The 12,923-nt window shown below is 61.3% G+C and carries 9 protein-coding genes; 8 read left to right on the top strand and 1 reads right to left on the bottom strand.

Annotation, left to right across the window (positions count from 1 at the left end):
• Positions 1–64 precede the first annotated feature (64 nt).
• From BLT98_RS15175 to BLT98_RS15155, 5 genes are all read left to right on the top strand, one after another.
• A complete protein-coding gene (locus BLT98_RS15175) occupies positions 65–793 on the top strand; it encodes a response regulator (RefSeq protein WP_034753223.1) in 729 nt (242 codons plus the stop codon).
• Positions 790–2,148, top strand: a complete 1,359-nt coding sequence (locus BLT98_RS15170; RefSeq protein ID WP_034778284.1) for an ATP-binding protein — start codon at positions 790–792, stop codon at positions 2,146–2,148. Before BLT98_RS15175 ends, BLT98_RS15170 begins: the two co-directional genes overlap by 4 nt.
• 88 nt (positions 2,149–2,236) lie before the next feature.
• On the top strand, positions 2,237–3,409 hold the full coding sequence (locus BLT98_RS15165) for an efflux RND transporter periplasmic adaptor subunit (RefSeq protein WP_070278915.1): 1,173 nt from the start codon (positions 2,237–2,239) through the stop codon (positions 3,407–3,409).
• Positions 3,406–6,516, top strand: coding sequence for an efflux RND transporter permease subunit (locus BLT98_RS15160; RefSeq protein ID WP_034778288.1), 3,111 nt, complete (start codon positions 3,406–3,408; stop codon positions 6,514–6,516). The genes BLT98_RS15165 and BLT98_RS15160 overlap by 4 nt, the downstream gene beginning before the upstream one ends.
• A gap of 272 nt (positions 6,517–6,788) precedes the next feature.
• Entirely contained in the window at positions 6,789–7,676 is an 888-nt protein-coding gene (locus BLT98_RS15155; protein WP_240317554.1) for a hypothetical protein, read from the top strand.
• Positions 7,677–7,755: 79 nt separating this feature from the next.
• On the opposite strand, the gene yihA is transcribed toward BLT98_RS15155, so the two are convergent.
• Positions 7,756–8,499, bottom strand: coding sequence for a ribosome biogenesis GTP-binding protein YihA/YsxC (yihA, locus tag BLT98_RS15150; RefSeq protein ID WP_034778293.1), 744 nt, complete (start codon positions 8,497–8,499; stop codon positions 7,756–7,758).
• A 186-nt stretch (positions 8,500–8,685) separates the two neighbouring features.
• On the opposite strand from yihA, the gene BLT98_RS15145 reads away from it, so the two are divergent.
• The 3 genes from BLT98_RS15145 (at position 8,686) to ccsB (ending at position 12,840) form a co-directional block, all read left to right on the top strand.
• Positions 8,686–9,357, top strand: a complete 672-nt coding sequence (locus BLT98_RS15145; RefSeq protein WP_034778295.1) for a c-type cytochrome — start codon at positions 8,686–8,688, stop codon at positions 9,355–9,357.
• A gap of 185 nt (positions 9,358–9,542) precedes the next feature.
• The gene (locus BLT98_RS15140) at positions 9,543–11,639 is read left to right on the top strand and encodes a cytochrome c biogenesis protein ResB (protein ID WP_092609173.1); all 2,097 of its coding nucleotides are present in this window, start codon (positions 9,543–9,545) and stop codon (positions 11,637–11,639) included.
• A 49-nt stretch (positions 11,640–11,688) separates the two neighbouring features.
• Positions 11,689–12,840 carry a c-type cytochrome biogenesis protein CcsB gene (gene ccsB / locus BLT98_RS15135; protein WP_034778299.1) on the top strand — a complete coding sequence of 384 codons (1,152 nt, stop codon included), beginning with the start codon at positions 11,689–11,691 and terminating at the stop codon, positions 12,838–12,840.
• Positions 12,841–12,923: the final 83 nt, after the last annotated feature.

The raw sequence follows: 12,923 nt of genomic DNA, 5'->3' as shown, positions 1-12,923 counted from the left end.
TTCTATATACAAGACGATACAAATGCGTTGTGCAAGGGCGGGGGAAGTGGGGATAATTCGTACCATGGAACCCACTTCTACAATTCTCATCGTCGACGACGACCGCGATATCCGCAGCTTGCTGGCGGACTACCTGGAAACGAACGCCTACCGCACCCTGGGTGCGGCGGATGGCACGGCCATGTGGAAAATCCTCGATGAAACGCGGCCCGACCTGATCGTGCTCGACTTGAACCTGCCTGGCGATGACGGCCTGACCTTGTGCCGCAAGCTGCGCGCCCAATCGACCGTGCCGGTGATCATGTTGACGGCGCGCAACGAGCCGCTGGACCGTATCCTGGGCCTGGAAATGGGCGCCGACGATTACTTGCCGAAACCGTTCGAGCCCCGCGAATTGCTGGCGCGCATACGCAGCGTGCTGCGCCGCAGCCATGCCATGCCGTCGAACGTGCCGTCGGACAAGGCGCAGCAAATCCGCTTTTCCGGCTGGACACTGGATCTGACGGCGCGCCACCTGCTCAATCCCAGCGGCCTGGTGATCATGCTGTCGGGCGCGGAATTCCGCTTGCTGCGCGTCTTCCTGGAACACCCGAACCGCGTGCTCAACCGCGACCAGCTGCTGAACCTGACGCAGGGCCGCGACGCCGACCCGTTCGACCGCTCGATCGATATCCAGATCAGCCGTCTGCGGCAAAAGCTCGGTGAAGATGCCCGCTTGCCGCAAATTATCAAGACCGTGCGCAACGGCGGCTACGTGCTGGCTGGCCAGGTCAATGTGGAGCCGCACGCGTGAAGGCCTTCCTGGGCTCGATGACGGGCCGTGTCTTCATGTTCTTGTTGATCGGCATCGTCGCTTCGGCCGCGCTGACGCAGTGGCTGGCCGTGGGCGAACGCCAGCGCGCCATCGAGCAATACCGCGACTACCACGCCGTCGAGCGGGCCGAGCAGCTGGTGATGGCGGCCGACGTGGTGCCGCTGGCCTCGCGCGCCGCCTACCTGAAAGTGGCCAACAAGGGCAGCGTGCGCCTGGAGCTGCGTCCCGATACGGAACATAGGCCCGGTGCGCCGACGGAATTTTCCACCGCCCTGCAAGCCAAGCTGGGCGAAGGCTTCAAGGTCAGCGCGCTGGCCGAACGTCCGGCCGCCTGCGTCAAGCCGCGCCAGTCGCCGGGTATGTTTTCCGCCAAGCCATGGGGCGGCACCTGCGAAAACCTCGACGTGCGCATGCAGGATGGCCACGTGCTGCGCCTGATGGTCTTGCCACCGCGCCAGCAGCCACCGTTCAATGAACATAACGACTGGATGACCCTGCTGCCTTTCCTGATCAGCATCGCCATCCTCGCCTATCTGGTGACGCGCATGACCATGCGCCCGCTCAAGCAGCTGGCGCAGGCGGCGAAAGACCTGGGCAATGACATCAACCATCCGCCGCTGACCCTGTCGGGCGCCAGCGAGATCCGCCAGGCCAGCGCCGCCTTCAATGCCATGCAGGCGCGCATCCGCCAGCATATTTCCCAGCGGACACAGATGCTGGCGGCCATCACGCACGACTTGCAGACTCCGCTGACGCGCTTGCGCTTGCGCCTGGAAAAAGTGGCGGATACGGAATTGTATGACCGCCTGGTGGGCGACCTGTCGGCCATGCAAAGCATGGTCAAGGAAGGGCTGGACCTGGCCCGCTCGATGGACAGCACGGAAGCGATGCAGGCGCTCGATCTCGATTCCCTGCTCGATAGCGTCTGCTCCGACGCGGCCGATGCCGGCCAGAAAGTCACCCTCAGTGGACAGGCGGGCATGGCCTTGATGGCGCGCCCGATCGCCATGCGGCGCTGCCTGGTGAACCTGATCGACAATGCCGTCAAATATGGCCTGTACGCGCAGGTGACCGTCGAGCGCATCGCCGGTGCCGCGCGCATCTGCATCCGCGACGGCGGGCCGGGTATTGCGCCAGATCAACTGGCTAAAGTGTTCGAACCGTTTTACCGCATCGAGACGTCGCGTTCGCGCGAATCGGGCGGCACGGGCCTGGGCCTGACCATCGCGCGCAATATCGCCGAGCAGCATGGCGCCACGGTTTCACTGCTCAATCACGTCGACGGTGGACTGGAAGTCACCCTAATCGTGCCAGAGTATTACGCAGGAAAGTGAGCATTTCCGTGCGACAATATTGTGCTTTATGCCCCCCTGGCAACTACATTCAACCTGCAGCCCTGCGCTGCAACAGCGTGACAGAACAATGAAAAAGACTAGTCTGGCAATCCTCGTGGGTGCGGCCCTGTGTATCGGTGGCGGCATCTGGTATTTCAATCATCAATCCGGTGCGGCGACCAGTGGGCAGGATGGCAAAGGGGGCAAGGGTGGACAGGCGCCGACGACCGTGAGCGTGGTCGCGCCGGTGCGCCAGGATGTGCCGATGGTGCTGCAAGCCAATGGCAGCGTGATGCCCATCAGCAGCGTGGACCTGCACCCGCAGACGACCAGCACGATCACCAAGGTGCATATCCGCGAAGGCCAGTTCGTCAAGCAGGGCGAGCTGATGTTTACGCTGGACGCGCGCAGCGAGCATGCGAATGTCGACAAGGCGCAGGCGCAGGTCTTGCGCGACCGCGCCTCGGTGCAGGACTTCGAGCGCCAGCTCAAGCGCAACCAGGATTTGCTGAGCAAGAATTTCATCGCCCAGGGCGCCGTCGATACCCTGCAAAGCCAGCTCGATGCGGCACGCGCCTTGCTGGCTGCCGACCAGGCTGCCTTGCGCGCGGCCCAGGTCGACTCCAGCTACACCGTCCTGCGCGCCCCGCAGGCGGGCAGGGTGGGTGCCATCAATGTCTACGCCGGCAGCCTGGTGCAGCCGACCACGTCGCTCACCAGCATCACCCAGCTCGACCCGATCGACGTGTCGTTCACCTTGCCGGAAAGCAGCCTGTCCGGCTTGCTGGCGGCGCAAAAGGCGGGCGAGGTGCCTGTCACGGCGCTGCTGTCCGATGCGGGCGGCAAGCAGCTCGATGGCAAACTGAATTTTATCGATAATGCCGTCGATCCCGCCACGGGCGTGATCAGGATCAAGGCCCGTTTCAATAATGGCGGCACTGATTTGTGGCCCGGCCAGTACGTGAATACGCAGCTGACCGTGCGCACCCTCAAGGATGCGCTGGTGATCCCGCAAAACGCCATCATCACGAGTACCGCCGGCACCTTCGTGTATTCGATGGAGGCGGACAACACGGCCAAGATGCGCAAGGTGACGCGCGTGTATGCATTCGGACCGAACGCCGTCGTTACTGGCCTGGCGGGCGATGAAAAGGTCATCGTCGATGGCAAGCAGAACTTGCGTCCAGGTAGCAAGGTGCGCCTGGTGGAAAAACACAAGGCTGCCGATGGCGCCGCCGCACCGCAGGGCAAGCCAGCATGAACCTGTCCGAACTGAGCATCCGCCGCCCCGTCATGGTGGTGCTGCTGTCCCTCTCCATCATCCTGGCCGGCGTGCTGGCCTACCTGCAAATTCCCGTGGCGGCCTTGCCGAGCTACAACACGCCCGTCATCAACGTCAGCGCGGACCTGGCCGGCGCCAGCCCGGAAACCATGGCCTCGTCGGTGGCCTTGCCGCTGGAAAAGCAATTTTCCACGATTTCCGGCCTCAGCCTGATCACCTCCACGAGTACGCTGGGCAATACTTCGCTGACCCTGGAATTTGACGCCAGCATCAATGTCAACGAGGCGGCTGTCGACGTGCAGGCGGCCCTGCTGCGCGCGCAGCGCCAGTTGCCGACGGAAATGACGGACTTGCCGTCCTACCGCAAGGTCAATCCGGCCGATGCGCCGGTGCTGTTCATCCAGATGACGTCGCCATCGCTGAACTTGTCGGACCTCAACGATTACGCGGAAAACCTGATCGCCCCCAGCCTGTCGACCTTGCCGGGCGTGGCCCAGGTCATCGTCAATGGCCAGAAGCGCTTTGCCGTGCGTGTGCGCGCCCGTGCCGACCTGATGAATGCGCGCAACCTGACGATGGACGAGCTGGCCACCGCCTTGCGCACCTCGAACACGAATTCCCCGCTGGGCATTCTTGACGGCCCGAGCCAGACCCTGACCATCCAGGGCAATCCGCAAATGATGAAAGCGGCCGATTTTGCCGAACTGATCGTCGCCAGCCGCAACGGCCAGCCCGTGCGCCTGAAAGACGTGGCCGAGGTGGAAGACAGCTTTCAATCGATCAAGGCCGTCGGCAGTTTCAATGGCGAGCGCTCGATCAGCCTGATGGTGCAGCGCCAACCGGACGCCAACACCGTGCAAGTGGTCGATGGCGTGCGCCGTTTGCTGCCGGGCTTCAAGGAACAATTGCCGCAGTCGATACAGATCAGCCTGGTCAACGACCGTTCGCTGTCGATCCGCGAAGCCATCCACGACGTGAATCTGACCTTGGCCCTGACGGTGGTGCTGGTGGTGCTGGTGATCTTCCTGTTCCTGCACCGCGCGGCGGCCACCTTCATTCCTGCCGTCACCATGCCGATTTCCCTGCTCGGCGCGCTGGCCCTGCTGTACTGGCTCGGCTACAGCCTCGATAACGTTTCCCTGCTGGGCATTACCCTGGCCGTGGGCCTCGTCGTCGACGATGCCATCGTGGTGCTGGAAAACATCGTGCGGCATATCGAGATGGGCAAGAAACCCATACGCGCGGCGCTGGAAGGGGCGAAAGAGATGGGCTTTACCATCATTTCGATCTCCGTCTCGCTGGTGGCCGTGTTCATCCCCATCTTCTTCATGCCGGGCGTGATCGGCTTGCTGTTCCATGAATTCGCCGTTGTCGTCTCGCTGGCCGTGCTGGTGTCGGCCGTCGTGTCGCTGACCCTGGTGCCGATGCTGGCCAGCCGCTTCCTGCCGGCCGATTCGCGCGAGCACAATGACAGCGACCCCAGCCATGGCGAAAAAACCTTCATCGGCCGCCATTTCGAAGCGGGTTTCACAAAATTGCGCAACGGTTACGTGCATCTGCTCGACAAGGCCCTGGCGCACCGCAACGTGGTGCTGTTCGTTGCCGTGTGTACCTTTGCGCTGACGGTGCTGCTGTACGCGACGATACCGAAAGGTTTCTTCCCCGAGGAAGACTTGGGCCAGATCCAGGTGAATACGGAAGCGTCGGAAGATATTTCCTCGGCGGCACTGCAGGATTTGCAAGCCCGCGTGGCGGCCGTGCTCAAGGCGGACCCCAGCGTGCAGGACGTGACCTCGTTCGTCGGCGGCGGCAATACGGGCCGCATGTTCATGGTCTTGAAACCGCGCAGCGAGCGGCCGAAAATGCCGGTGGTGCTGGAAAACCTGCGCCGCGCGGCGGGCACCGTGCCCGGCATGGCCGTGTATTTCCGGCCCGTGCAAAACTTGCAGCTGGGCGGGCGCCAGAGCAAGAGCCGCTACCAGTACACCTTGCAAAGCGTCAGTCCCGACGCCTTGAATGACTGGGCGGAAAAGTTTATTGCCGGCATGCGCACGGATCCCGCCTTCCGCGACGTCACCAGCGATTCGCAGATCAAGGGCTTGCAGGCATCGCTCAGGATCGACCGCGACAAGGCCAATCTGCTGGGCGTGCAAATGTCCGACATCCGCACGGCCCTGTACAGCGCCTTTGGCGAGCGGCAAGTGTCGACCATCTATTCCTCGGCAGCCAGCTATTACGTGATCCTGGAAGCGGCCACGGCCGACCGCCAGTATGACGATGCGCTCACGCGCGTGTCCGTGCGTAGCAAGACGGGCGAACTGGTGAAATTGTCGAGTATTGCCTACGTGGAACGCACGATTGGGCCTACCTCCGTGAATCACCAGGGGCAGTTGCAGGCCGTCACCATCGCCTTCAACCTGGCGCCGGACGTGCCGCTGGGCATTGCCACGGGCAAGATCGATGCGATGGCCAAGGACATGAGCTTGCCGGCCTCCATCATCACGCGCTACGGCGGCGACGCGGCCGTGTTCCAGAGCTCGCAGTCCAGCCAGATCATCCTCATCATTGCCGCGCTGGCCGTGATCTATGTCTTGCTTGGCGTGCTGTATGAAAGCTATATCCACCCGCTGACCATCCTGGCCGGCTTGCCATCGGCAGCCGTGGGAGCGCTGCTGACCCTGCGCCTGTTCGGCATGGATCTGACCATGATCGCCATCATCGGCATTTTGATGCTGATCGGCATCGTCAAGAAAAACGCCATCATGATGATCGACTTCGCCCTGCATGCGCAGCGCAACGACGGGCTGGCGCCGGCAGAGGCCATCCGCCAGGCGTGCATCCTGCGTTTCCGCCCCATCATGATGACGTCGGCGGCGGCCTTGATGGGCGCCTTGCCGATCGCCCTGGGCCTGGGCGCCGGCGCCGAGCTGCGCCAGCCGCTGGGCCTGGCCGTGGTCGGCGGATTGCTCTTTTCGCAAGTGATCACCCTGTTCATCACCCCCGTGATCTATCTGTTCCTGGACAAGTACAGCGGCACGGGACCGTTGACGGACGAGCAATTGGTGGCGCTCGACAACAAGGCCTGAGCCGCCACACGGCCAGCACCGGCGCCCCGTTCCTCAGTGAATGCGGCGCCGGTTTTGTATGGGCCGTGATACATACGGTAACAACCGTCAAGCGACGGCTCGGGTACTCTGGTTACCGCTGCAAGGAATGTCGCTATCCTGTACGCTTCGGGTTGGATATGCCGAGGAAGTGTTCCCAAATGCAAGGGACTCTGGCACTATGGCTGCCCTGTCAGATTACTTTTGTCGCTACACAGAAAGCACGATTCATTTTGCATGACACGACCCATTTGATGGCTGCCGATTCCGATGTTTGCCCCACCTGCGGGCAAGTGATCCAGCCACCACCGGCCTACGGGTCCACGACCAGCACCATGCGCAAGGTGGCGCTCGGCGTGTCCGTCTTGCTGCACGTGCTGCTGGCGGCGTATGCATTGTTTCGCAGCGATACGATCGAAAAGATCCCGCCGCCGAAGAAGGAAAGCGCGATGGTCTACATTGCGCCGCTGAAAGACAAGCCGCAGCCGCAGCCGCAGCCGAAACCCACGCCGAAGCCGAAGGACACGAAGGTGGCCAAGGTCAAACCGCCACCGGCGCCGAGCAAGCGCGTGGTCACAAAAGACGTGCCGCGCGACAAGCCAAAACTGGAAACATTCACGCCGCCGCTGGTGTCGAAGGTGCCGTTGCCGCCGCCGCCGGCTGAAGACATGAGTTCGATGATCGAGCAGCGCCGCAAGCAGCGCGAGGCGCAAAACCCCGCGCCGCCGGCCGAGGAAAGCGAAAATGACCGCGCCATGCGCGTGGCCAAGGCGAATATCGCCGGCGCCCAGGGGCGCAATTCCGGCAGCGACCGCGAGGATTCGGGCGGCGTGTTTTCCATCGTCAACCAGACTTCGTTCAGTGCCGAAGTCAAGTTCAAGGGCTGGAATGGCAACTTCAAGCGCAACTGGCTGAAGCAGGAAAAAGTCGAGCTGGGCAATGAGCCCGATATCGAAACGGCCATCCTGAAGAAGATGATCCAGCTGATCCGTGCCGAAAAGCCCGGTGATTTCGTCTGGGAATCGCGCCGCCTGGGGCGCAACGTCAACCTCAGCGCCCGCGTGGAAGACACGGCAGAGCTGATGGCCTTCCTGCGCCAGGAATTCTTTTCCGAGAAACGGCCAGGGCCGGGACGGCGCTAGGCGGTCGGGAAACTGACGGTAATAAAAAAGGCTGCACCGTGTGAACGGGCAGCCTTTTTTTACGCAGCGTTGATCTCGATCAAGCCGGTTTGTCGGTTCCCGCTTCCGGTTCGACGTCGTCTTCCATGTCGATCAGCTCGACCATCTGGGCCGCGCCATCTTCGCTGATGCCGGCCAGTTCCATGATCTTGTCGTTGGCTTCGTCGATGCCGACGCGTTTCAAGGCCGAGAACAGTTGCACGGTGAACGGGAAACCGACGCCGTCTTCATCCACGTAGCTGTCGAGCTTGGCTTTCGCCTGGCGCAAGGCATTCACGGACTCATTGCGGTTCAGCTTATCGACTTTCGTCAGGATGCAGTGGATCGGTTTGCCCGTCGGGGCGAACCATTCCAGCATCTGGATGTCCAGGTCGGTGAACGGGCGGCGCGAATCCATGATCAGGATCAAGCCCGCCAATTGCTCGCGGCGCTGCACATAGTCGCCCAGCAGGCGCTGCCAGTGCAATTTGGCCGAGCCCGAGACTTCCGCGTAGCCGTAGCCCGGCAAGTCGACCAGCAGGCATTCGATCTCTTCAACGATGGTGGCATCCTTGCGGTGCTGCGCCACATGGGCGCCGCCGATGGAGAAGTAGTTGATATGCTGGGTACGGCCAGGTGTCTTGGAGGCGAACGCCAAGCCTTTCTGATTACACAAGATGTTGATGGCGGTCGATTTACCGGCATTGGAGCGGCCGGCAAAGGCGATTTCCGGCACCGTGGTATCGGGCAGGTCACGCAATTGGTTGACGGTCGTAAAGAAGCGGGCTTGCCAGAGTTTTGACATGGGAGTAGTAAAGCAACAAAAGGGAGCGATAAGGGAGCGATAACGCCAAGAAGCTATTGTACAATAAGGGGTTGTTTATTGTTGCCGGCGTAGCAGCGATGCGGCTTGCGGCCCTGAAAATAAAGCAAAAATCCACAGGGCGCGGCAATGTCCACCACTAATTTCTCACTGTCTCAGGGTGCCTGAATGAATCGTGCGTTTTCACCGTTTATCAAATCCATGCTGCTCGCTTTGCTGGCTGTATCGGCAACTGCCTCTGCGGTCGAAGCAGCGAAACCGGCCGTCAAGGTCGACGCGGCCAAGGGCGCTACCCTGTACGCCGATGGCGATGCGGCACGCGGCCTGCCTGCCTGCGTCTCCTGCCATGGCGCGGCCGGCAATTCGACCATCACGGTCAATCCGAAGCTGGCCGGCCAGCACGAAAGCTATATCTACAAGCAACTGGTCGACTTCACCACGCCGGAGCGCAACCAGCCCGTCATGACGACGTACGCGAAGATGCTCAGCGACGCCGACAAGAAGAATATCGCCGCCTACCTGGGCGCGCAGCTGTCCAAGCCGGGCGCCGCGAAAAACAAGGACACGATCGACCTGGGCAAGAAAATCTACCGTGGTGGCATTGCTTCCAAGCAAGTTGCCGCCTGCGCCAGCTGTCATGGCGCGACGGGCAATGGCATTCCCGTCCAGTATCCGCGTATCGCCGGCCAGCACCAGGACTACACGGTGGCCCAGCTGGCCATGTTCCGCAGCACCAAGGCTGATGCCCGCAAGAACAGCGCGCAAATGCACACCATCGCCGCCCGCATGTCGGATGACGAGATCGCCGCCGTTGCCGATTACATCGCCGGCCTGAAGTAAGTTTTCATAGTGGCAAGAGATTGCCAGGCGCACCAGCGCGCATGAACCAGGGCGGCCGTCTCGACAGGCTGCCCTTTTTTATGGCAGGGGCCAAACAGGAGTATGCTGCCGCCTTGCGCGGAGAAACTATCTGCTCCATGCCTAAATTTTCTTGAAGATTGCATATCCCGTATGAGTATCAACGTATGAGCACAGGCACGACCGGAATCGAGTTAAAGACCCAACGCCGCAGCCTGGCTGAATTCGTCGAGCTGGTCTCGTCGATGCGCTTTGCCATCAGCCTGCTGACCCTGATCGCCGTCGCGTCCATCATCGGCACCGTGCTCAAGCAAAATGAGCCCATGCCTAATTATGTGAACCAGTTCGGCCCGTTCTGGTTCGCCGTCTTCGACAAGCTGAGCCTGTACTCCGTGTATTCGGCTTGGTGGTTCCTGGTTATCATGGGTTTCCTCGTCGCCTCGACTTCGCTGTGCATCGTGCGCAATGCACCGAAGATGCTCAAGGATATGCGCAGCTGGCGCGACAATGTGCGCGAACAATCCCTGCGCAATTTCCATCACAAGGCGGAATGGCAGGCGCCGCTGCCGCGCACCGTGCTGGCGCAGCAGATGGTGATGCGCCTGAAAGACGCCGGCTACGCGGCCAAGGTGGTCGAGAAGGACAACGCCACCCTGGTCGCTGCCAAGCGGGGCGCGGCCAATAAATGGGGCTATATCTTTGCCCACGGCGCCATCGTCATCATCTGCGTGGGAGGCTTGCTCGATTCGGAAATGCCGATCCGCGTACAGCAATGGTTCTTCGGCAAGACGCCGTTTTCCGGCAGCGGCGTGATCGCCGACATTCCCGCCCAGCACCGCCTGAGCCTGTCGAACCCCACTTTCCGCGGCAACACCATGATCCCGGAAGGCGCGTCGAGCAACACGGCCATCATTCCCCAGGCCGATGGCGTGCTGATCCAGGATTTGCCCATCACCATCCTGCTGAAAAAATTCCACATCGATTTCTACAGCACGGGCATGCCCAAGCTGTTTGCCAGCGATGTCGTGGTGACGGATCATGAAACAGGGGAAAGTTTCCCTGCAACCATCAAAGTCAACCAGCCGCTGCTGTACAAGGGCCTGGCCCTGTACCAGTCCAGCTTTGAAGATGGCGGCAGCAAGCTCAAGTTGACGGGCTTTCCCATGACGGGCAAGACGACGAAACGCTTCGATATCGGCGGCGAAGTGGGCGGCAGCACGCCGCTCGAGCGTAGCGACGGCAATTCCTACACGGTGGAATGGTCGGGTTTCCGCCCGTTCAACGTGGAAAACCTCAGCGCCGGCCAGGACGTGCGCGCCGTCAGCAAGACGGAAAGTTTCAACGATAAGTTTGCCGTCGGCCTGGACAAGCGCCTCGGTTCGGCCGCGAAGAATGCGAACAACAAGGATCTCAAGAACGTCGGCCCCTCGGTGCAATACAAATTGCGCGACAAGACGGGCCAGGCGCGCGAGTACCAGAACTACATGCAGCCTGTCACCGTGGATGGCACGACGGTGTTCCTGGCCGGCATGCGCGTCAACCCCAGCGATCCGTTCAGCTATCTGCGCATTCCCGCCGATGACAATTACAGCGTGAACGAATGGATGCGCTTGCGTGCCGCGCTGCAAGATCCCGCGCTGCGCCAGCAGGCCGCCACGCGCTATGCGGCGCGCGCCATGCCGCAACCGGGCGCGGAAGCCTTGCGCGGCCAGTTGCAGGAATCGGCGGCGAAGAGCCTGGGCATCTTTGCCGGCAATGGGCAAGAGGGCGGCTTCCTCGCCATTTCGCGTTTCTTGGAGAAAATTCCTGCCGCCGAGCAAGAAAAAGCGGCCGATATCTTCATGAAGATACTGAATGGCAGCCTGTGGGATTTGTGGCAGGCGGCGCGCGCCCAGGATGGCTTGAAAGCCATCGAGGCCGATGACAAGCACGGCCGCTTCCTGCAACTGGCCACGAATGCGCTGTCCGACAGCTTCTTCTATGGCGCGCCCGTGTATCTGCAACTCGACGACTTCACGGAAATCAAGGCGTCCGTGCTGCAGGTGACGCGTTCGCCGGGCAAGAGCGTGGTCTACCTCGGCTGCCTGTTCCTCGTGATCGGCGTGTTTTCCATGTTTTATATCCGCGAGCGCCGCCTGTGGGTGTGGATCAAGGATGGCGAGGGCGGCAGCGAAGCCTTGATGGCCATGAGCACGCAACGCAAGACGCTGGATTTTGAAAAAGAATTTGAGACTTTGAAGGCAAAGCTGCCGCAATCGGCGTAAGCTGCGCTGTGTCTGGGACGCTTGCGCGTCGCCGGGAATGGAGAAAATGATGGAATTGGCAAACAAGCAAATATATACGCAGGAACCAGGATTTTTCAAGCGCCTGAGCCTGATCGATTGGCTGTATGGCGCCGGCTTGCTGGCCGCCTCCCTGTTCGGCCTGGTGCGCTTTGGCGCCTTCATGGATATCTATGAAAAAGCCATCTTGCTGGCCGCGGCGCCCACGTTCGCGTGGCTGGGCTGGTACTGGAAGCCCGTGCGCTGGCTGATCCCCGTGGCGGCCGTGCTGTCGCTGTTCGCCATCGAGCTGTACGCTGGCCATCTGGAGATGGCGAACCAGAAATTCTTCCTGAAATATATCTTGTCGAGCCAATCCGCCATCTTGTGGATGGGCACCCTGTTCGTGCTGTCGACCCTGTTCTACTGGATCGGCCTGGTGGCGCGCTCGGAATTCGGCTCGTCCGTCGGCTCCCTGCTGTGCTGGGCCGGCGTCGTGCTGGGCCTGACGGGCATGCTGGTGCGCTGGTACGAGTCTTACCTGATCGGTGCCGACGTGGGCCACATTCCCGTGTCGAACCTGTATGAAGTGTTCATCCTGTTTTCCTTGATCACGGCCATGTTCTACCTGTACTACGAGCAGCATTACGCGACGCGCCAGCTGGGCGCCTTCGTCATGCTGGTCATTTCCGCGGCCGTCGTGTTCCTGATGTGGTACACGGTCACGCGCGACGCGGCCGAAATCCAGCCGCTGGTGCCGGCCCTGCAAAGCTGGTGGATGAAGATCCACGTGCCGGCCAACTTCATCGGCTATGGCACCTTCGCCCTGTCGGCCATGGTGGCGGCGGCCTACCTGCTCAAATCGAGCGGCTACCTGGTCGACCGCCTGCCGTCGCTGGAAGTGCTCGATGACGTCATGTACAAGGCTATTTCCGTCGGCTTCGCTTTCTTCACGGTAGCGACCATCCTGGGCGCCTTGTGGGCGGCCGAAGCATGGGGCGGCTACTGGTCGTGGGACCCGAAAGAAACGTGGGCGCTGATCGTCTGGCTCAACTATGCAGCCTGGCTGCACATGCGCCTGATGACGGGCTTGCGCGGCCGCGTCGCCTCGTGGTGGGCGCTGGTGGGCTTGCTGGTGACGACCTTCGCGTTTTTGGGCGTGAATATGTTCCTTTCTGGGCTACATTCTTACGGCAAGCTTTAATTGTTTTTTGCATGACAGAAGCGTCATGAACGGTCCGGGAAAACTGGTGTAAGGTACAAACAATCACCTTTTCCCGGAGCCGC

Origin of the sequence: Janthinobacterium sp. YR213, assembly GCF_900099875.1 — a bacterium.
In the GTDB taxonomy this organism is placed as follows: domain Bacteria; phylum Pseudomonadota; class Gammaproteobacteria; order Burkholderiales; family Burkholderiaceae_D; genus Janthinobacterium; species Janthinobacterium lividum.
The sequence above is the reverse complement of the archived record's forward strand: the minus strand, read 5'-3'. Positions and strand labels throughout refer to the sequence as shown.